The sequence below is a fragment of the Acinetobacter sp. CS-2 genome, assembly GCF_016599715.1.
Classification (GTDB): domain Bacteria; phylum Pseudomonadota; class Gammaproteobacteria; order Pseudomonadales; family Moraxellaceae; genus Acinetobacter.
This window is the reverse complement of record NZ_CP067019.1, coordinates 160,929-181,456: the sequence shown is the minus strand read 5'-3', so window position 1 is coordinate 181,456 and position 20,528 is coordinate 160,929. Positions and strand designations below refer to the sequence as shown.

At 40.7% G+C, this 20,528-nt stretch carries 14 protein-coding genes and 4 pseudogenes; 6 read left to right on the top strand and 12 right to left on the bottom strand.

The features are described from left to right. Nucleotides 1–25: 25 nt before the first annotated feature. The 3 genes from JFY49_RS00815 to JFY49_RS00805 are packed head-to-tail and all read left to right on the top strand — an operon-like array spanning nucleotide 26 to nucleotide 7,657. Nucleotides 26–7,030 carry a hemagglutinin repeat-containing protein gene (locus tag JFY49_RS00815; RefSeq protein ID WP_200223471.1) on the top strand — a complete coding sequence of 2,335 codons (7,005 nt, stop codon included), beginning with the start codon at nucleotides 26–28 and terminating at the stop codon, nucleotides 7,028–7,030. Continuing rightward, nucleotides 7,027–7,476 (top strand): hypothetical protein, encoded by a 450-nt coding sequence (locus JFY49_RS00810; protein WP_096901592.1) that lies wholly within the window; start codon nucleotides 7,027–7,029, stop codon nucleotides 7,474–7,476. The genes JFY49_RS00815 and JFY49_RS00810 overlap by 4 nt, the downstream gene beginning before the upstream one ends. 43 nt (nucleotides 7,477–7,519) lie before the next feature. Beyond that, the gene (locus JFY49_RS00805) at nucleotides 7,520–7,657 is read left to right on the top strand and encodes a hypothetical protein (RefSeq protein WP_158660382.1); all 138 of its coding nucleotides are present in this window, start codon (nucleotides 7,520–7,522) and stop codon (nucleotides 7,655–7,657) included. A 264-nt stretch (nucleotides 7,658–7,921) separates the two neighbouring features. On the opposite strand, the gene JFY49_RS00800 is transcribed toward JFY49_RS00805, so the two are convergent. From JFY49_RS00800 to JFY49_RS00785, 4 genes and pseudogenes are all read right to left on the bottom strand, one after another. Further along, on the bottom strand, nucleotides 7,922–8,320 hold the full coding sequence (locus JFY49_RS00800; protein WP_086196673.1) for an OsmC family protein: 399 nt from the start codon (nucleotides 8,318–8,320) through the stop codon (nucleotides 7,922–7,924). A gap of 24 nt (nucleotides 8,321–8,344) precedes the next feature. Further along, a complete protein-coding gene (locus JFY49_RS00795) occupies nucleotides 8,345–9,292 on the bottom strand; it encodes a pirin family protein (RefSeq protein WP_200223470.1) in 948 nt (315 codons plus the stop codon). A gap of 87 nt (nucleotides 9,293–9,379) precedes the next feature. Beyond that, entirely contained in the window at nucleotides 9,380–10,762 is a 1,383-nt protein-coding gene (locus tag JFY49_RS00790; RefSeq protein ID WP_200223469.1) for a transposase, read from the bottom strand. Nucleotides 10,763–10,843: 81 nt separating this feature from the next. Further along, nucleotides 10,844–11,422 (bottom strand): annotated as a pseudogene (locus JFY49_RS00785) (IS5 family transposase); the annotation flags it as partial. A 55-nt stretch (nucleotides 11,423–11,477) separates the two neighbouring features. On the opposite strand from JFY49_RS00785, the gene JFY49_RS00780 reads away from it, so the two are divergent. Further along, nucleotides 11,478–12,506: a transposase gene (locus tag JFY49_RS00780; protein WP_086197162.1), complete on the top strand. Its 1,029-nt coding sequence runs from the start codon at nucleotides 11,478–11,480 to the stop codon at nucleotides 12,504–12,506. Between the two features lie 16 nt (nucleotides 12,507–12,522). Here the strand turns inward: JFY49_RS00780 and JFY49_RS00775 are convergent. Further along, nucleotides 12,523–12,711: pseudogene (locus JFY49_RS00775) on the bottom strand (transposase); the annotation flags it as partial. A gap of 464 nt (nucleotides 12,712–13,175) precedes the next feature. On the opposite strand from JFY49_RS00775, the gene JFY49_RS00770 reads away from it, so the two are divergent. Then, complete coding sequence (locus JFY49_RS00770) at nucleotides 13,176–14,444, top strand: GGDEF domain-containing protein (protein WP_086196675.1); 1,269 nt, start codon at nucleotides 13,176–13,178, stop codon at nucleotides 14,442–14,444. On the opposite strand, the pseudogene JFY49_RS17455 reads toward JFY49_RS00770, so the two are convergent. The 4 genes and pseudogenes from JFY49_RS17455 to JFY49_RS00755 form a co-directional block, all read right to left on the bottom strand. Next, nucleotides 14,445–14,528: pseudogene (locus JFY49_RS17455) on the bottom strand (restriction endonuclease); the annotation flags it as partial. It abuts the gene before it with no gap. 258 nt (nucleotides 14,529–14,786) lie between these two features. Continuing rightward, a complete protein-coding gene (gene guaA / locus JFY49_RS00765) occupies nucleotides 14,787–16,355 on the bottom strand; it encodes a glutamine-hydrolyzing GMP synthase (RefSeq protein ID WP_086196676.1) in 1,569 nt (522 codons plus the stop codon). Between the two features lie 274 nt (nucleotides 16,356–16,629). Then, a complete protein-coding gene (locus tag JFY49_RS00760) occupies nucleotides 16,630–16,989 on the bottom strand; it encodes a NirD/YgiW/YdeI family stress tolerance protein (protein ID WP_413784597.1) in 360 nt (119 codons plus the stop codon). A 163-nt stretch (nucleotides 16,990–17,152) separates the two neighbouring features. Continuing rightward, a pseudogene (locus JFY49_RS00755) lies at nucleotides 17,153–17,607 on the bottom strand (DoxX family protein). 194 nt (nucleotides 17,608–17,801) lie between these two features. Here JFY49_RS00755 and JFY49_RS00750 point away from each other — a divergent pair. Further along, the gene (locus JFY49_RS00750) at nucleotides 17,802–18,434 is read left to right on the top strand and encodes a DedA family protein (protein ID WP_200223465.1); all 633 of its coding nucleotides are present in this window, start codon (nucleotides 17,802–17,804) and stop codon (nucleotides 18,432–18,434) included. On the opposite strand, the gene JFY49_RS00745 is transcribed toward JFY49_RS00750, so the two are convergent. The 3 genes from JFY49_RS00745 to JFY49_RS00735 all read right to left on the bottom strand — a co-directional run bounded on the left by JFY49_RS00745 (nucleotide 18,431) and on the right by JFY49_RS00735 (nucleotide 20,483). Further along, a complete protein-coding gene (locus tag JFY49_RS00745) occupies nucleotides 18,431–19,021 on the bottom strand; it encodes a LysE family translocator (RefSeq protein WP_086196681.1) in 591 nt (196 codons plus the stop codon). The genes JFY49_RS00750 and JFY49_RS00745 overlap by 4 nt on opposite strands. Nucleotides 19,022–19,244: 223 nt before the next feature. After that, a complete protein-coding gene (locus JFY49_RS00740) occupies nucleotides 19,245–19,631 on the bottom strand; it encodes a hypothetical protein (protein WP_200223464.1) in 387 nt (128 codons plus the stop codon). A gap of 15 nt (nucleotides 19,632–19,646) precedes the next feature. Continuing rightward, the gene (locus tag JFY49_RS00735) at nucleotides 19,647–20,483 is read right to left on the bottom strand and encodes a ParA family protein (RefSeq protein WP_086196684.1); all 837 of its coding nucleotides are present in this window, start codon (nucleotides 20,481–20,483) and stop codon (nucleotides 19,647–19,649) included. Between the last annotated feature and the right edge of the window lie 45 nt (nucleotides 20,484–20,528).

The window sequence follows — 20,528 nt, the reverse complement described above, 5'->3', positions numbered from 1 at the left end:
GATTTAAAGCATTGGTAAAAGAGAAATGAATAAGAACTGTTATAAAACGATTTTTAGTCAAACCCGTGGTGAGATGATTGCCGTTGCAGAAAATGTCTCAGCCGCAGGACAAGCCTCAACACAGAATAATAAAGCGGTTGATCTTGAAACAGCAGTCATTGCTTCTGAAAAAAGTTTAGGTTTAAAAGTTCTTTCATTTTCATTGATGCTGATTACAGGCACTGCTCTGATCAGTGCATCTATTGGTGTATCACACAGTAATGTTGTTGCAGACCCGAATGCGGCAGGCAATCAGCGTCCAACGATATTGAACAGCGCCAATGGCACAGCGCAGGTGAATATTCAAACCCCAAGCAAAGCTGGGGTATCGGTGAATCACTACCAGCAATTTGATGTGAATCAGAATGGTGTCATTTTAAATAACAGCCGCCAAAATACCCAAACGCAGCTTGGGGGTTATATCCAAGCCAATCCGTGGCTTGCAGGCGGTGAAGCCAAAGTCATTGTCAATCAAGTCAACAGCAGCAATCCAAGTCACTTAAATGGCTATGTAGAGGTCGGTGGACGCAAAGCAGATGTGATCATTGCCAACCAAGCTGGGATTAATGTCGATGGCGGCGGTTTTATCAATGCAGGTGGGGTGACTTTAAGTACCGCTAATCCGAATATTCAAAATGGACAAGTCACGGGTTATCAAGTCCGTGACGGGGTGATTAACATCACAGGTCAGGGCTTGGATGCCGGTAAAGCCGACTATACCCAACTGCTCAGCCGTGCTGCACAGATCAATGCGGGGATTTGGGCTAAAGAATTAACGGTGGTTGCCGGACAAAATGATATTGAAGGCAATCCGCAGGCTGGTGCGATACAGGCTGCTTCGGGATCGGCAGGCACTGTACCACAGTTTGCCATTGATACCAGTCGCTTAGGCGGGATGTATGCGGGCAAAATCAGTTTAATCAGTACCGAACAAGGGGTTGGGATTAACAATGCGGGGCAAGTGTTTGCCTCAGCTGGGCATATTAAAATCAGTGCCAATGGCGAGCTGCAAAATAGCGGTGCAGTCGTTGCAGAAAATAAAGTCGATAGCACCCCAGTGAGTTTAAATCTTCAAGCAAAAGATTTAAACAATACTGGCAAGATATTAAGTCTGGGCGATCAACGCATTCAGGCTGAAAACGTCAATAATACTGGCCTCATTAATAGCCAAGGTTTGACGCGTATTGATGCCAGTCAAGGCATTCAAAATGTGGGTACAGGTCAAATCTATGGTGACCATATTGCCCTACAAACCGCGCATCTTCTCAATGCGGAACAACAAACCAGCGAAGGTGTCAAAGCAGGCACGATTGCGGCACGTCAACGCTTAGATATTGCAGGCGGAAAAATTGAAAATAGAGAACAAGCCCTAATCGCCAGTGAAGGTACGCTGACCGTTGGTGGACAACTGAATGTAAACCATATGGCTGAAGGCTCTGCCGCATCCTTAGATAATGCCAGTGCACGTATTCAATCTGTGGGTGACATGTACCTAGGTGTGGATACGTTGACCAACCGAAATTTACACTTCAGTTCAAGTGTTAAAGAAATACCGGAAACCCGCAAAGATGTGACCGCTTATCAAGGAGCTGGAAGTGCTGAAATTCTTGATTCATCGCATATTACAGGTCACGGCAGTCATGACACCATTTATCTGGACGGTCAAAAATATGAAGACTATACCAGATATATCTATAACCAGTACGAAACTAAACATTATGTGGATTCCAGTGCACCTGCGGAGATTATTTCAGGCGGTGCACTGACGCTAAAAGGCCAAAGCCTGACCAATGACAAGAGTCAGATTCTAGCGGCGAAAGGCATCACTATTGAACAAAATGAGGTGAATAATATTGATGCTGAGGGTGAGCATCGTGTGATTAAAAATGGGACATCGCAGTATCACTATGTAGGATGGAACTCTTTAGGTACCAGCAAAAAAAGCGAATGGAATGGTGTTCGTGCCTATAATCCTGCGGACATTGTGACACCGATCAAACTTGATGTGGTGAAATATGATGGTGCTCATCAAGGTGGATTAAATGGTGATACCTCAGAACTCAGCTTACCGCTGCAATCCTTATACAGCGTGAATAAAGAAAATAATAACCGCCCTTTGATTGAAAGCAGCGATGCCTTTACTAATTATAAAAAATGGTTAGGCAGTGATTACATGCTGCAAATGTTCGCGACCGACCCGCAAAACATGCAAAAACGTTTAGGGGATGGTTATTACGAGCAAAAACTGGTCAATGACCAAATTGCACAACTGACGGGTCAAGTTTATTTAGATGGTTATACGAACTTCGAGGATCAATTCAAAGCCTTGATGGATTCTGGGGTGAGTGCCGCCAAAGATCTTAATTTAAGTGTTGGGGTGAAACTTTCAGAAGCACAGATTGCTCGATTGACCAGTGATATGGTGTGGCTGGTGACAGAAACCATTACCGTTGATGGCGAAAAAATCCAAGTCTTGGTACCGAAAGTGTATGTTGCAGTACAGCCGGGAGATTTAAACAACAAAGGTACCTTGATTGCAGGCGAGACGGTCAATTTAAAACTGAGTGGGGATTTAAACAACCAAGGCAGCATTGCTGGACGCCAATTGGTGAATCTTGAAGCCAATAACATGAATAACGTGGGCGGCTTAATACAAGGTCGAGACGTCTTTGCGACAGCACACACCGATATCAATAATATTGGTGGGACAATGACCGCCAATCAAACCCTTGCCCTTGATGCGGGCCGAGACATTAACAACATCACCACGACGATTAAAACTGAAAATAAGCACGGTTTAAGTGAATTTAGCGCTGAAAACATTGGCCGTGTTGCTGGGCTGTATGTACAAGAGGCGGATGGTCAGCTGGTTGCTAATGCCAAGAATAATATCAATCTGACTGCATCAGATCTACAAAGCCAAGGCAGTGTTACCATCAAAGCGGGACAAGACCTGAATCTTTCTACGGTGAATGTCAGTCGCAGTGATTTAAGCTCAGCAGGTGACAAGGATCAGATTCTGAATGCTTCGAGTCGAGATGTAGGGACGCAGATTCAGGCGAAAGGTAATATCTCTCTGCAAAGCGTTGCCAATACTCAGATTAAAGTCGGCACATTGAAGAGTACGTCGGGCAATGTAGTGATTGATGCTAGACAAAATGTCTTGAGCGAAAATGGACGAGATGAACGCAGTTCTCAGCTTGCCGCCCAAGAAAAAGGTGGCTTCTCTACAACAGATAAAAAAATCCAATCTTCGACCAGTCAATCGATTGCAACCGACATCCAATCGGGTGGCAATATCCTGATCAATAGCCAAACAGGAGATATTCAAGCCACACACCTGCAAGCAGGTGCGAAAGACAGCATTCAAATTACGGCAAACCAAGGTAATGTCAAACTTTTGTCAGATATTGATACTGACATGAAGAGCACGGAAACAGCCAAGAAAAATACAATTCAATTTAAAAACCGTCAATCAGGATATATCGACGAAGACGTTGCACAAACACAGCTCAAAGCTGGCAAAAATGTTGATATCAATGCCGGTAAAAATATCGAGCTGCAAGCCAATGATATACAAGCTCAAGACAATATTTATATTGGCAATACCCAATTCGAACGCCAAGCGGATGGCAGTTTAAAATCCAAAGATGGTAATGCCCTGCCCGAAAATGTCAGTCTGACGACATTAGAAACCAATGATCAGCAATGGGATGAAACACAAAAGGGCTATCGAGGCATTGCCAAAGACTTAATGAAAGTGACTGCTGTTGGCTTAGCAGGTATTGAGGCTTTAGCTCCGGGATTAAAAGCACCGAAGATCACGATCGGAGAATCATCGAGCACACGGACTGAGAAAAGAACACAAACAGGGACCGATCTTGGTGCCAATAATGTCTATGTGGGCTCAGCAGGTCAAACGACACTGACCAGTAGTAACATTGATGCACAGAACACGGTCTTAGCGGGCAAAAAAGTCACGCTCGATGCAGCAGAAGAACAACACAAAACGGTAAGCTCAAACAGCAAAGAAACGGTACAAGGTCTTGGGGTAAAGCTGAATAAAGACAGCATTCGAGTGGGCGGCTTTGTACTTGAAGATACAGAGAATACCGTTAAAACTACAGCCACAACGCATAAGTCAGGCAATATCAATACTGAAAACTTAATGATTCAAGGTGCTGAAGGTGTAGATCTCCTCGGCCAAAATATCACGGCTGCAGGTGATACGATCATTGATCATGGTCGAGGAAATCTCAACATAGGCGGTTATGAAAATAAAACCGCCACAGAAGAAAAGACCCATACTGAAACTGTGAGTACAGAAGTCGGCATTCGCAATGCCTATTTAGATGCAATCTTAGCGGTAGAAGCTGTTGCAGATGCAACTAAAGCCTTATCTAAAGCTAAAGATGAGTATAGCCAAGCACAACGTGACTATGCAGCGGGCCGAATTACCAAAGGAGCCTTAGATGACAGCAAAGCCAATGTCGCAATGGCAACGGCCAATGTAGCAACTGCACAGATTGCTGTAGGGGCAGCAGCCGCATCTGCGGCTGCAAGCAGTGCAACCTATGGCTTTACTATTGGTGCCAATGGTGAAAGGATTGAAACTACGACGACCACGAATACAGAACAAAGCCAATGGCAAGGTAGCAACTTAGATTTAAACAACCTTCAGCTTAAATCAGAAGGTCAAGACATCAATATTCAAGGTAGTCGCGTGAATGCGGCAGGCACTACGACCTTCGATGGCAGCAAAGACCTGAATGTGACTGCAGGCGTCGAGCATAGTAAACAGGACAACAGCAGTAAAACCAATAGCCAAAGTGTGAGCTATACCTATGGCGGTGGCGGCAGTGCTTCAATAGGCAAGCAAACCAGCCAATCACAAAACGAAAGCCTCACCCACGTAAATAGTGAAGTTGTACTGAATCGTACTGAAGGTGCTATTGATAAATTGAATGTTCAAGGCGGTACGGTGAGCATTGCTGATCGAGGTAGCCTGCAAGTTAAGGAAATTCATGTAGAAAGCTTGCAGGATACAGCATCCAGCAGCAATAGCAGTAAAGGCGGTTCTATTGGCGGCGGTTATGGTTCGGGTTCAAAGAATATTACGGCCAGCTACAACCAAGCTAAAGGTAATAGTGACAGTGCATGGGTGAATGACACCAGTAAGTTGCTGATAGGTAATGCACAAAACGATGCAGACTTGGATGCAATGGGTGTGAAAAATGTCACTAATATTGGTGGTGTGATTGCGAATGCGACAAAGAAAACTGATGGTTCATTAAGTGATCATGGTAAGTTAAATTACTCGGGCGAACTTGAGCTGAAAGATCTTGAGGACCACAACTACAACAGTAGCAGCGGCTTTAATGTCTCGACCAATATCGGTATTCCACAAGGTGGGACCAAAGAAGCATCTACTGCACCAAAAGGTTCAACGACCATTGGCCTCAACAGCAGTGGACAAGAAACAGAACAGCTGACCAAAGCGACGATGGGACAAGGTACTGTAAAAAATGCGACCGATACGACCAATCGAGACATTAACAACACGCAAGAAATCACTAGAGATCAAACTACAGGCATGCTGGATGGCTCTGTGACGGTTGATCATCGTTTACTGACAGAAAGTGGCCGTGCGGAGATTATTCAGCAGCAAAAGGATCTACCTGAAAATTTCCGTCAAAGTGCTGAAAATTTAGCGAAAGCATTACCAGAGGGTGAGTACAAAGATAAGGCTTTACAAACGCTAAATAATATTCAGGCAAGGCTTTATAATTTACCAAGTGAATATAAAGAAACGGGCGTAGTTGGTGACAAAGTTGCAAGTGAATTACTCAAACGAGGGATAGAGCCCAAAGAAGTAGAAGCATTATTTTCTAAATTAGATTTTTTCTATGCAGCAAAAGAATTTAGTGAGATTCAGAATCAATTAGATACATTAGCTCAATCTGGTGTTGATTTAGAAACGATTTTTAAACAACCTAAAATAGGCGTAAGCGAACAAGAAACAATTTATGCAAAAGGGACTGACTTTGAGACAAAAGTTACGACTCAAACAACAGTTGGTATGACTATTTTAAGCAATATTGCAGATTTAGGGAATAATATAAAACAGATTAGCGATGATTTAGGTGTTGATTTAGGTACTGTTCAACTTGCGGTAGGTTTAATGATTTCAGGTCCAGTTCGTTTAGTAATTGAGACAGGAAAGTCTTTAGCTTTAGATAATGTAGCAGGAGCTGAAATAGCTCAAGGATTTGATGCTCTAGCAACATCATTAACTGCCGCCGCTCATCTTACCAATTCAAATACGATTAATAATTGGACTAATCCAGAGAAAGTTAAAGAAATTGAAAACTCTACGTCTGAAAATAAATTAGATGAATTGAAATTTGCAAATGAAATTGAAAAGAATAAACAAGGTGCAGAATATTTAATTAATGCTGTGGCTGGAGTTGTAGGTGCTGGAATAGGTAAAGGTGTTGTTAAGGGGAAAGATTCAGAACTTGAAGTTTCTAAATCTGGATTTGAAATAGGGGATAATAATTCCATAACTGGACATCAGATTTTAGGCATACATAAGGACGAAAGTAATAATACTATTGGTAATTACATAGTCGAAGGCACCAAGCCATCAACTAAAGATAAAGTTATTAATGTTGAAACACAATATTATGAAAATCCAGGACATCATGACTTGAAAGATGGAAATATGCCTTATAACTCTACTAAAGCAATAATTCCTGACAATCATGTAAAATTATGGGAAAACAGTGTAAAAATTGATAGTGATCCAAAAAATAGATGGGCAATTGAAAATAAAGATGGGAAGGTCATTTATCATAGGTTTCAAGATGATGGTAATGGCAATTTCCATTGGAATGGTTCGACAAAAGGTATTACGTCCTCAGGAAAGGAACGAAATATCAAGATTTCTGATGTCCCTTCTGACTTGATAAAAATGGTAGATAGCAAATGAATAGAATTGGAAACGATCAAGTTTTTATAGAGTTTGATGGAAATTATCAGAATAGTAATTTCATCCCATTGCGTTTATGTATTGAGGGGGAGTATCTAGGAACTTTAGACTCTCCTACTTATGTGACTAGCTTTATAAATTCACTAAAAAACTTACTAAATGATAATTACTATTATAGCAATGTGATAAATGATGAAAATTGTAAAAAATTTTTCTATCCTAAAGGTTTATTATCTGAGAATTACAGAATCACTTTAGAAGAAACCTTTGATGATTTCAGTAAAAGGGCAGCAAGGAATAATAATACTATTTATTTTACTTGGTTTTTATATGAAGATCATTTTTTTGAATACAAAGATAACATTGTAAATAAGGTAATTTTTTCTAAATGTAAAAGTCTAGATTTACTCAATTTAATAGATGATTTTCTTGAAGTAATTAATTAAGGGGCTGTAGTCGATAAGGCTAAATACCTACCAAAATTAGGAGGTGACAACAGCACTCAATGGTCTTTCAGCAGCGATTAGTACAGGGATGGTAACGGTTGCGAAGAAAGGTGGTGGTATTGTTATTGATACTGCTAAAAGTACTAAACGTATTTTAGAGCCTGTAAATTATTTTGTGTAAGTTCGATTTTTTAATCGATCATCGAACGTAATCGTAAATCAGTTCATCGCTAAATGATATAAGTAGCGCTGTTGTGCAATATTGGCATTTGAATACTTTTTATGAGGTTCATTCTTCTTGTAATTCTATTACTGAATAAACCCTAAGTGGCCGACTTGGAATAGGAATGAGTGGTAGGGAACGAATAGGAATAGGTGGTAGGTTTATGCAGGAATATGCAACATTCTGCTTTGCACACAATGTCATGGCTATTGGATCATGGATTTAAAGCAGAACCGTGTTAATGTCCAGACTGCGTAACAGCGTCTTGGTGACTGGTGTTTTACTGCTAATGTCTAAAATTTTTTGTTTCAGTTCATCCGATAATGGCTGAGCAAAGGACAAACGACGTTCAATCCACTCTTTACCTTCTTTATTGCTATTAAAATCAGCTTCTACTGAAAATTGACCGAGCTCCAGACCTTTGTGACTGGCATACATGCGCAGCGTAATCATGGTACAGGAAACCAGACCGGAACAAATAAAATCATAAGGTGCAGGACCCCGATCTTGCCCGCCCAATGATTCAGGTTTATCCGTCATAAACTGGTGTTTGCCACTTTTCACTTCGCCTGACCAAGGTTCATCCAGGCTCTGTACTTCTGCATTTGCAATAATTTCCATATTCCAACTTCCTGAATTTTATTGTTATTTTGAGGCTCGCATTTTATTGGGGAATGCAGGTGCTTCCAGGCGAGGTCCCGGATAGTCAGGAATGGTGCCAAAACGGTTATCCTGATTCATCCAGTGGTCACGGGCTTGGCACAGCTCTTCCTGAGTCCGCCCGACAAAGTTCCACCACAGTAATATTGGTGACTCGAAAGGTTCGCCACCCAATAGCAGTACTCGACTGCCTTTATGTAACTGGATTTCAATTTCCGTCATGCCTGGTTCCAGCACGACCATTTTGTCCTCTGTCAGCTCATGACCGTTGACTTCAGCAGCCCCCTCCAGCGCCATAAAGCCATATTCAAATTCCGGATTCAGTTGAATTCGGGTGGTGGTGGATTCCTGTGCAGTTAAATCCACACCCAGCAATTCGCTATGCACCGCAACTGGGGACCGAGTTTGCAAGAACTCCCCCACCAGTACGGTAAATTCAACCTGATCTTTTTCCACCACCGGCAGTTCCGGATAATGATCAAAACGCGGTGCCATATTAATCTTGTCATCCGGCAAGGCAATCCAGAGCTGCGCAGCGTGCATATGGGTTTCGGTTTCCGGTGCCACTTCAGTATGGGAAATGCCATATCCTGCGGTCATTAAATTGACCTGTTTGGGGCGAATCAGTTGCTTTGTACCCAAGCTGTCGGTATGCATCATGGTGCCTTCAATCATCCAGGTAAAAGTCTGCAAGCCAATATGTGGATGTGGTCCGACATCCAGACCATCACCTTGGGGAAAAGTCACGGGACCAGCATGATCCAGAAAGCACCATGCCCCAATTAAACGCTTATGGCGACTGGGTAAGGCGCGCTTAATCACAGTGCCCTGTCCAATTTCCGCACTACGCAAAGGAAATTCCTGAATAAAGCGGTTTACGTATTTTTCACAATCGTCCGAATTGGAAAGCTCTGTATAGCTGCTATTGGTCATATGACTATCCTGAATTTCATGAACGCAACTGTTCTTGTAAGTCCTACCTATTGTTATCAATCATATAGACTGTTCCTTAAAATGTAGTCAAACATAGTTAAGGACTAATTCGCACTCTGTTAATGTCTTGTTGCCAAGCGTGTAACTAGAGCCTAAGTCGGTCAGTTCCGACTTGTAGCGGTCAGTCCGTTCTTGCAATATACGCCTTACCTCACGGTAAGGTGTGTAACGACTTATCTCAGAGTCGTTTAATCTTGCAAGCACGTTTCTCGCACCATTCCAATCAGCTTGCACAACTTCCCCATTAAAACGGTAAAAGCGATCTCCCTTACGTGTGCCTATTAAAAGCCCATGCAAGAAAGAATCACATTGCGAAGTATATGAAGCATTAACTAGATGTACCGTAGAACCTCTACGGTGAGATACAACATTCAGGGCATCAGCTAATAAACCTTTAACCCATGTATTTAAGCGTCTATTGGTATTTTTGCCATAGCTACGTTTGCTTTGAATTGGAGAAGTTAAATCCTCTGCAACAATCACTTTAGCTTTATTGACTAGCTTGTGACTCGCTGTAAAGATCAGCGTCTTGAGTTTTGCCTTTTGAGTGTCTTGTCGCTTATCTAGCTTCTTTCGACCTAAATTGTTTAGCTCAATTTTCTGCTTCTTGTGTGGCTTTGCCCTCGAAAGCGCTCTTAGCTTGTTTTTATTCTTGTATTTTTGATTCAGGTAATCAGATTCACTTGAGATCAGCTTACCTAAGCCTTGACCATACACAGCACCATCAGAATCTACAAAGGCTTCTGAATACCCCTTATCAACACCGATAGTTTCTTGACCACAATCTTGAGTTTCAATCGCATCATAAGTTGAATGAACTTCGATATTTCCATTCCGAAGAATAATCCTTAACGTACCTTGCGGTGCAAATTCCATAATGGTGTTAAGTGGGATTTTAATGGTTTGTCGATGTACTAAACTCGGTACTTTAAGCCAACATTGACCGTTTAACTCAAAGGTTTTACACATATCAGCACGTACAATAATTTGGTTATACGTGTGATTCACCCCATGTTTAAAATGCTTACGCATCTGACGATGAAGAAAATTATCTGTTGTCCATTCATCTTTTTTAAGAAGGGTGTAAAGCCTTTTTAGCTCTTTATCGCATGTTGTTCTTTTACGAATTGCCTTCTTAACTTTTTCTTTTGCAGCTTCGCGATAGGCTTTAATATCACCAATACAATCACGTAGCGTTTCTTTCCAGGCATTTGCTGACACACCGAAGTCACGACCTTCTTTCATCCACCCATCACGAATGGTCCTATCACTGATATTTAAGCCTGAAATAGCACCATATCTAGTCCAAACCTCACCTCTAACACGACCAAGTAAAACAGCTTGTTTTTCAAGCTGCTTATACTTTTCTCGATTCAGATTTCTACAGTGATGAATGCGTGTTAATTTCACAAAGTCATGCCTGGGTTAAGGGATTGGATAATCAATAGATATGGATGCTAATATACCAAGACATTAGGGTCTGTTGACATTTCAAGTATAGAATTTACCCGATAAAGGTAGCCAAATAAATATACAAGCTAATGCAACTGCACCCTCATAGCTACACTTTAGCTTATCATATCGTGTTGCTATTCCTCTGAACTGCTTTAACCTACAAAATGCATTCTCAACTAAGTGTCTGATTTTATATAAATACCAATCCATATGGTCATTATTTGACTGTGTATTTGATTTTCTTGGAATATTAGCTTTAGTTTTTTTCGCAGATATTTGTTCCCTTAATGATTCAGAGTCATATCCTTTGTCTGCACAACATACTTCCGTTTCACTCAAATCCAGTTTTTCAATCATTTTTGGAGCAATCTTGACATCATGTGTCGTTCCATCGGAGATAATAATTTCAATTGGATTGCCATCTGCATCAACAGCTAAGTGTATTTTAGAACTATTTCCACCAATGCTTTTAGAAATATCCTGATCTTTTATTCCAGCAGAATGTTGGTGTGCCCGAACATGACCGTCAATAAAAACCCATTCCATATCAGCATTTGAAGAAATTAATTTAAATACTTTCATTAACTTATAATTTTTACACCAACGATTATATTTAGGACTTACGCATTGACGGATTCAAAAAAGTATTAAAATACTTTATAAAGTATCTGTGATCAGACGAATTAAACATGCTTCTACAGCAACTTGTACATTACCCATTTATATGGGCTTTCTCATGACAGAACCGAACTCTATTAGCTGCACACAACTTGCCGAGACTTATAATATCTCGCATGATAGTGTAAATCGCTTTCTAGAGCGTGAAGACTACACACCTCACGACCTATATCAAGAATCAATTCAACATATTGATAATAATAAACTTATAGTCAGTATTGATGATACTGTTTTAGATAAACCATATAGTCAACATATGGACTTGGTTAGCTATTTTTGGTCAGGCAAACACCACCGATCCGTCAAGGGTATTAATCTCATTACCTTGTATGCGACAGATCGAAATGGTCAAAATATTCCAATTAATTTCCGAATTTATGACAAATCTGAAAGTAAAACCAAGAATGATTACTTTATGGATATGTTAAGTGAAGTACTCAGTTGGGGTGCAAAGATTCAATTTATTACAGGTGATAGTTGGTATTCATCGACTGGAAATCTAAAAACCATAAGAAAATATGGTATTCGATTTATGTTTGGTATCGACTGTAACCGTAAGGTTTCCCCAGAAAAAGGACAATGGTTTCAACTGCGCTTATTGCCAGATTTCCATCAGGGTCAAGTGATCTGGCTCAAAGATTTTGGCTTTGTACAATTATTTAAGACTCAGTTAAAAGAACAGCAGAGGTTTTATATTGTGCATCAAGATGAAGATGATTTATTGTCCTTTGAAGGTTTTCATGAATTACATTCAAGTCATTGGAAAATAGAGCAATATCACCGGGTGATTAAACAGGTTTGTCATATTGAAAAGTTTCAAGTAAGACGATCTAAACTGATTTTGAATCATATTTTTTCAGCCTTGATGGCCTACGTTGAGATACAAAAGAACCAGTTTGAGCGGATCTTTGAAAATATATATCGTTGGCAGAAGAAATTATTTAGACCAATTATCAAAAACTTCATTGATGACTTTATTCTCGATAAAAATCATCTGCTACCACAGAGAATCTATAAGTAATAGTGCGTAAGTCCTAATATTTTTTAAATATTGAGTTATACGAACCAAATTCTTTAGGCAAATCACGCCAAGGACAGCCTGTTCTTATTCTATAAAGTATTGCTTCGACAAAATTTCTCAAATTAGATTTGAAATAGATATCAAAATTTCGGAAAATAGAAAGTAACTTAGACCATTGTTGATCATTCAGCATTGTACGAGGCATAGCGAGAGTAAAATTGGGTTTGGCGATTTAATTTTACTATCTCGCTATTTTTTTAAGCAACAAATGTCAACAGACCCTAACCTAAAATAAAAAAAGATAATCATTTAAATCTCTAATAAATATCCACCTTGCCACTAGTTAATCGACATAGACAAAATGAGCACTTATGCAAATATTTGTCTATATTTTTAGTTGTAGTTAATTACTCTTCATCATTCAGCCTATAGTTAAAGTTAGTACGCTGAATACTATGGACAGGACAATATTATTTTTGAAATTTTCTTCATAAAACAAGGTCTAAACGCGATAAATGATTGACTATTTTTACCCTATTCATATGAATTTTATAGGAAAAAAATTTTTTGTCACAATTATAGCGATGACTTACCCAGTCTTCTGTATACAGATATTTTTCCTCAGCATACTATTTCTCCCTGACCAATCTGCTATAGAAGAGGATAATCATGTCCCAAGGACAGCAGGAAAATTTTCATTACTCTGAAAATCAAGAATATAATCATATCGGGAACAATAAAGATAAATATTCAAATATCGGAACTGCCATTTTACCCAAGCAGCTGTGTACGCTCGCCAATCAAAAACAGATAGAACACCAACTAGAACATCCTAGCACCCGTATTCCGGAACAATTTCAACAATATTATCTGGATTATCAAAATAAGCACCAACGACAGTTTTTAAAATGCGTCAATTTTATTGGTCAGCTGACTTTTTTAAGCTATTTCTTTGTCGATTGGGTTTTATTACCGGACATTGGCATGCTGTCCGGTATTGCACGGCTCAGTCTTGTCATCTTGGCACTGTCGGTCAACTGGCTGGCTTTCCGCTACTGCAAGAATATTAAAATTCTGGATAGCTTGCTGCCAGCCTCTGTTGCAGCTGCAGCAGCAATATGGCTTGAACTGCTGTATTTATCACATAGTCCCGTTGTGAATACGTATCTCTACGCCAGCATCATCTTTATTTTATTGGGCAATTTATGCATACAGGTATCTTTTCGTAATTCTATTTTTAGTTCCCTGCTGATTAGTGCGGTGATTTTTAATGGCGTATTCAGGTTGGTCAGTGTCCAGGAACTGATTTTATTTTCACTCATTTACGCGCCGGTTTTATTGCTCAGCATGTATATCAGCTGGAATAACACATTAAATTCAAAACGTAATTTTTTGCGGGTATTACTCAATGACTGGAACTATTACACCTTAACTGAAATGGCGCATACGGATGAACTGACCCAGTTATATAACCGCCGACAATTTTTACAACTGGCCGAACAGAACATACAGCAATGGCCCAAATATAATTTAACCTGTCTATTGATGTTTGATATCGACTTTTTTAAGAATATTAATGATACATATGGTCATGATGTGGGAGATGAAGTGCTGCGGGTACTGGCTGATATTACTCGCCGGGAAATGCGTCATAGCGATGTACTGGCCCGTTTTGGGGGGGAAGAATTTATTGCTTTGCTACCCGATACCACACTGGAAGATGCGATGAATATTGCCAACCGCTTATGCCGAAAAATTGAAAGCCATCAAATTTGTGTTAAAGATAAGTGCTTTTTTAATTTCAGTGTGTCGATTGGAGTATCCCAACTGCAGCCAAATCAAAGTGATTTAAACCTGCTGATTAAAAATGCCGATATTGCACTCTACCAAGCCAAGAAAAATGGACGCAATCAGGTGGCGATTTATACCCATGAATAATTAAAAATTATCTTCATCGAAACAGCCTTGGTCTATTTTATAAATATGAAAACTGCGCTCGACTTGCATACTAAAGCCGAATTTAGTGGCTCAAAATATTTATTCCTATTCTTCAAAGATTAATTTTTTAAAATATAAAAAAGAGCGCCTAAGCGCTCTTTTTTATTTGAATAATTCTAGATTCCTAAACTGCCGCGCGCATCTTGCACAAAATTCAAAGCAATGCTTTTAATTTTGCTCATGGCGTAATTTAGGCAGGAAGCAGTGCTTCCTGAAACCCTGAGAGGTGAAATAACAAAGCACTGCTTTGTCACCTCGCAAGACTTTCAGCTATGCTGAAAGTTACTCCCATTCAATCGTTGCTGGTGGCTTAGATGACACGTCATAAACCACACGTGAAACATCTTTGATTTCGTTCATGATACGAGTCGAAATCTTGTCTACCAATTCATATGGAAGATGCGCAAAACGAGCTGTCATAAAGTCAACAGTTTCAACGGCACGAAGTGCAATCACCCATGCATAACGACGGCCATCGCCCACTACACCAACAGATTTAACTGGTTGGAATACAGCGAAGGCTTGAGCAGTTTTGTCATACCAACCGCTAGCGCGAAGTTCTTGCATGAAGATGTCATCAGCCAGACGAAGAATGTCGGCATATTCTTTTTTCACTTCACCCAAAATACGCACGCCCAAACCTGGACCCGGGAATGGATGACGATAAAGCATCTCAAACGGCAAGCCTAAAGTGGTACCTAAACGGCGTACTTCATCTTTAAACAGGTCACGGATTGGCTCAACCAGTTCAAATGCTAAATCTTCTGGTAAACCGCCCACATTGTGGTGTGATTTAATTACGTGTGCCTTACCGTTTTTAGTTGCAGCAGATTCAATCACGTCCGGGTAAATTGTGCCTTGTGCCAGGAAGTTTACGCCATCAAGCTTACGTGCCTCTTCAGCAAAGACTTCAATGAACTCACGACCAATGATTTTACGTTTTTTCTCAGGGTCAACTTCACCTGCGAGAGCGGACAAGAAACGGTTTTCAGCATCGGCACGAATTACACGGATACCCATGTTTTTCGCAAACATATCCATCACTTGCTCGCCTTCGTTCAAACGAAGCAAGCCATTATCTACGAATACGCAAGTCAATTGATCGCCAATGGCTTTATGAAGAAGCGCAGCAACTACAGATGAATCTACGCCACCTGAAAGACCAAGCAATACTTTTTGATCGCCAATCTGTTCACGTAACTGTTCAACACGCAGGTCGATGATGTTTTCCGAGTTCCAAAGATTACGGCAACCACAAATGCTGTGTACAAAGTTAGACAATAACTCGGCACCTTTTGCAGTATGGGTCACTTCCGGGTGGAACTGCACGCCATAGAAACGGCGTTTTTCATCGCTTACTGCTGCAAATGGACAGCTTGGTGTACTGGCAGTCACCTGGAAACCTTCAGGAATTGCACTGACTTTATCGCCATGGCTCATCCAAACATTGAGTTTGTTTTCACCATCGTCTAAATCACCCAGAAGCTGGTCACGAACCAAAACGTCTACCGCAGCATAACCAAATTCATGCACGGTACCTGGCTCTACTTTACCGCCAAGCTGTTCGGACATGGTTTGCAAGCCGTAGCAAATACCCAATACAGGTACACCCAGGTTGAATACAACTTCAGGTGCGCGTGGACTACCTTCTTCATGAACACTTTCCGGACCACCCGACAAGATGATACCGTTTGGTTTAAATGCGCGAATGTCTTCTTCAGACATGTCATAGGCATACATTTCAGAATATACGCCAGCTTCACGTACACGACGTGCAATAAGCTGACTGTATTGAGAACCGAAATCCAGAATCAGGATGCGGTCTTCAGTGATTTGAGTATTGGTAGTCATGACAAACAACTATGCAAGGCAAACGAAATAAGCGCTGCATTCTATCATTTTTCGGCGCATTAAGCACACTATTCGCACAAGGCTTTCAATTCGTTGATTGCATTATATTTCTGGCACAACAAGGCACCCGTCCGGATGCCTTATTTATATTGCCATTTTTCTATTTTCACGATTTAGATATCCTTCAATTTCATCATGATGGATATCGACCTCATCTGTTTAGACCGTGTCGTATGCTCTCTAGGACTTTGGTGATTAAGTCAAATCTTGCAGCTTAGTCCTGATTATACCAAAGCCATTTATCCTTTGGGTTTACCAGTTTTTCTATTTTAACAACATCGATGTTAGTGGATTGATCACTTTGAGTATCCACTTCACCCATCACTTTCACCTGATCACCGGCCTTTAAGCCCATCGGTTTCCAAAAATCATCATCGACATCAATGTCAATTGAACCGGAACCATCTTTGAGTTCAAAATGATCGCCCCGTATTCGTTTGACAATGATTCCAGACAAGGTCACTGCAGTTTCATCTGCCAGTTGTTTTGCTTCTACAACCGTTACCATATTTTGGGCAGCTTCATTCACGATCATCTGATCACTTTTACCCGCCCAAGATGCTGAAGAAAACATTACACCAGAGATAAAAATTACCCATAACATTTGCTTCATGGCTGACTCCACTTTGGTAGCTTCATCAAGCTTTATTGAAGCAAAATCCTGGCAATTTGTACGCAGCTTTTATGTACTGTGCACAGGTTTTATGTAATTACCAAAAGACCTGTACAAACTAGAATCAACCTTCTATTTTCCTCAATTCTGGTGATGATCTCTCTAGCATGTCATCTACACTGAATTTACCTGCACCATGCAACATCAAGAACAATAGTCCACCAGAGTCATGGCAATATTTTTCATCAGGTGAATGGCATCATCCGGAGTCCCGGTGCCGTGGAAAATAAAGCCGCAAATAAAGGTAAAAACGGCTAAGCCCAAGGCAGCCAGGCGGGCCTGGAAACCAAAGAACAAGGCCAGACCACCGCCAGCGACGACCAGGATACTCAAAGGCAGCAGACTGCCCGGGACACCTTTAGATTCCATATACCCGGCCGTTGCAGTATAAGCATTGATTTTCATCCAGCCAGACATCAGAAAAATATAGGCTATCAATACACGTGCAACCAAAGCGATAAAGGCATCGGTTTGCAGACTTTGCAGCAGATTTTTTATAAAAATATTCGGATTAAACATGAGGTCACCTTTTGATTTTTGTTTTAATGACCTCTTCATGCTAAGCCTGTTTTTATCAGGGTCAATAAATAATTTGTAAGATAAATCATTGTGAAAAAAGGGAAGGATGAAAATGCAATTAATTTTCTTTTTGGTACTGACTTTCATGCCCCAGACTGCTAGGATTTCAGCACATTTTTGCTGTCTGTAGCGCCATGGAACTGCTTGATTTTATCTTACACGTTGATGCCCATCTGCTCGAATTTATCACCGATTACGGCGTGTGGATTTATGCCATTCTTTTCTTGATTATTTTTGTAGAAACCGGTTTGGTGGTTATGCCATTTCTGCCAGGTGACAGCCTACTGTTCGCAGCAGGAGCCTTAGCAGCATCCACAGGCGCAATGAATCCTTATATTCTGGTCATCTTGCTGTTTACTGCCGCAGTATTGGGCGACACGCTGAATTATCATATTGGTAAATTTATTGGGCCGCGTGTCTTTGAAATTGAATCACGGTTCATTAATAAAAAGCATTTAACCTATACGCAAAAATTCTTTGAAAAACATGGCGGAAAAACCATTATTTTTGCCCGTTTTATTCCTTTCGCCCGTACTTTTGCCCCGTTTGTCGCCGGTGCAGGTCACATGAATTATAGATATTTCCTCAGCTTTAATGTCATTGGTGCCATTTGCTGGGTCGGTTCTTTTGTAATTTTAGGCTACTTGTTTGGCAATATGCCGATTGTTAAAGACAATTTTACCCATCTGATTTTTGGCATCATTATTATTAGTGTCTTGCCGGGCATTATTGGTTTTATTCGCCAGAAACTCAAAAAGGCACATTAAAAGAAGCGTATCACAACGGGTAACATACACATAATCAGCAACATGGCCGATCCTTTATATAACAGATCGGCTTTTATTTGTCTGGACTGCCCTGCCAGAATGGCCCGCCCAAAAAACATCCAGAACACCACCGTAGGTAACAGGACCAGACTGAACATTGCAAATACCAAAATAAAATTGGTGGGATTGCTCCAGGTTTCAAGCGGTAAAACACCGGCAGCAAATAATAAGGCTTTAGGATTTTTGAAGGTAGAAAAGAACAGTTGTCGAGGTCGGATCGAAGGATGACGTTGATTATGCTTTTCTAAATCTGACGCTTTCCACAAATGAAAAGCCATCCAACTCACATAAATGGCGCTACAAAAATGCAGGATATGAATAAAGTTCGGCCATACTGGATCACACAAATGAATAAGTAATGCCCACAAATTAATGGCATAAAAATAGCCAAGCATTTTTGCCGGAATAAACAGACTGGTTTTAGCAATGCCTTGTTGATAAGCCGAGCTTGCAAGTAATGCATTGGTTGGACCCGGAATCATCAATACCGCAATCACTGCCAATACAAAAAGCCAACTCTCGATCATACATACCTGATATCACCATCCTGATGGGGCACACCATATATGAAACCGATAAAAAATGACAAGTATTTCTCGATAAAAAAACATCACCTGATGCGTTTAAAGATTCCATCAAAAAACAACAACCAATTGATATTAATAATATTTACATTGAAACATTTTGCTAATATTTTATCACCCTGCTGTCGGGTACAACACCTCAACAGCGGGATAAATTGATGAATTATTAAACTTTATTACGAACAATAATTGGGCAGTTTTTGAATTTTGCTGCTTGAACTACAGCTTCCTGTTCACCCAATAGACGTGCCAGTTCAGTGTTTTTGCTATTTGAAGATTGCCCCATATTGACTGAAACACTCGGAGCGATTCCCCAGCCGCCATGACTACCCCAACCACCGCCTACACCGACACCCACTCCGACGCCAGTGCGTTTTGGTGCCTGCACACCATTGTCGATATATTGTTGAATACGGTTATATTCACTTTGCAATTGCTGGCAATTGAGCGCTTGATACTGGGTCGGAGAAACATAACTCGGTTTCACCGTCGTTGCACATGCCGCCAATAAAACCGTACTTCCCAAAAGAAGGCTTAGATAAATCGTTTTCATGAGAAATCTCAATACTTATATATGCTCAATTTCATTGAACAACGATTGATAGGCTTGCGTCAATTTATGATCAGTCGCCAAATGGATCAAAGGCTGATTTTTAAGATGCGATTCTTTCATTAAAATGGACGGCGGCAACATGCTGTCTAATACAGGCAAGCTTTCATCTTTCAGCTGTTGCACCACTTCACGCGGTAATTTAGCCTGGGCCTGAAACTGATTGACCACAATCCCTTCAATTTCCAGACGTTCATTATGATCATCCTGAGTTTCGATGACGTTTTCAATCAGAGTCTGTAATGCACGTTTTGAAAATACGTCACAATCAAAAGGAATCAGCACGCGACTGGCAGCAATCAACGCCGATAAGGTAAAGAAGTTAAAAGCCGGCGGTGTATCGATATACACCCGGTCATACTGTCCTTGCAGTTGCTGCAAGGCATCACGCAATTTATAAATCTTGTGTTTCGACTCCAAGGCATGAGCCAGTGCACCCAAAGTCGGACTTGCAGGAATCACATCCAGATTTTTAAAAGGTGATTGGTGCACGTAATGCTCCAGACCTTTATCACGGTTCTTTAAAATGGAACCAATGGCATTGCCTAAAAGTCCTTTGCTTTGGGTTGCCCCCAACACTTCCTGAAAATAATTTTCAATATTGGGTTCCAGCGCCGGTTTATCCACCGTATAGGTCGCATCATCCCCCAATAGATATTGACTAGAATTGGCTTGAGGGTCGAGATCAATCAGCAAGGTTTTCAACCCCTGATGTGCGCTAATTGCAGCCAGATTGACGGCAATACTGGACTTACCGACCCCACCTTTTTGATTAAAAACCACACGTACCAGCATTGGAAGCCCCCTATCATTTATAGTTATCTATGAATTGCAGTTTAT

Coding starts and splice junctions, on each gene's coding strand:
- JFY49_RS00815 (WP_200223471.1), top strand. CDS start 26: ATGAATAAGAACTGTTATAAAACGATTTTTAGTCAAACCCGTGGTGAG.
- JFY49_RS00810 (WP_096901592.1), top strand. CDS start 7,027: ATGAATAGAATTGGAAACGATCAAGTTTTTATAGAGTTTGATGGAAAT.
- JFY49_RS00800 (WP_086196673.1), bottom strand. CDS start 8,320: ATGGAAATTATTGCAAATGCAGAAGTACAGAGCCTGGATGAACCTTGG.
- JFY49_RS00795 (WP_200223470.1), bottom strand. CDS start 9,292: ATGACCAATAGCAGCTATACAGAGCTTTCCAATTCGGACGATTGTGAA.
- JFY49_RS00770 (WP_086196675.1), top strand. CDS start 13,176: ATGTCCCAAGGACAGCAGGAAAATTTTCATTACTCTGAAAATCAAGAA.
- guaA (WP_086196676.1), bottom strand. CDS start 16,355: ATGACTACCAATACTCAAATCACTGAAGACCGCATCCTGATTCTGGAT.
- JFY49_RS00760 (WP_413784597.1), bottom strand. CDS start 16,989: ATGTTTTCTTCAGCATCTTGGGCGGGTAAAAGTGATCAGATGATCGTG.
- JFY49_RS00750 (WP_200223465.1), top strand. CDS start 17,802: ATGGAACTGCTTGATTTTATCTTACACGTTGATGCCCATCTGCTCGAA.
- JFY49_RS00745 (WP_086196681.1), bottom strand. CDS start 19,021: ATGATCGAGAGTTGGCTTTTTGTATTGGCAGTGATTGCGGTATTGATG.
- JFY49_RS00740 (WP_200223464.1), bottom strand. CDS start 19,631: ATGAAAACGATTTATCTAAGCCTTCTTTTGGGAAGTACGGTTTTATTG.
- JFY49_RS00735 (WP_086196684.1), bottom strand. CDS start 20,483: ATGCTGGTACGTGTGGTTTTTAATCAAAAAGGTGGGGTCGGTAAGTCC.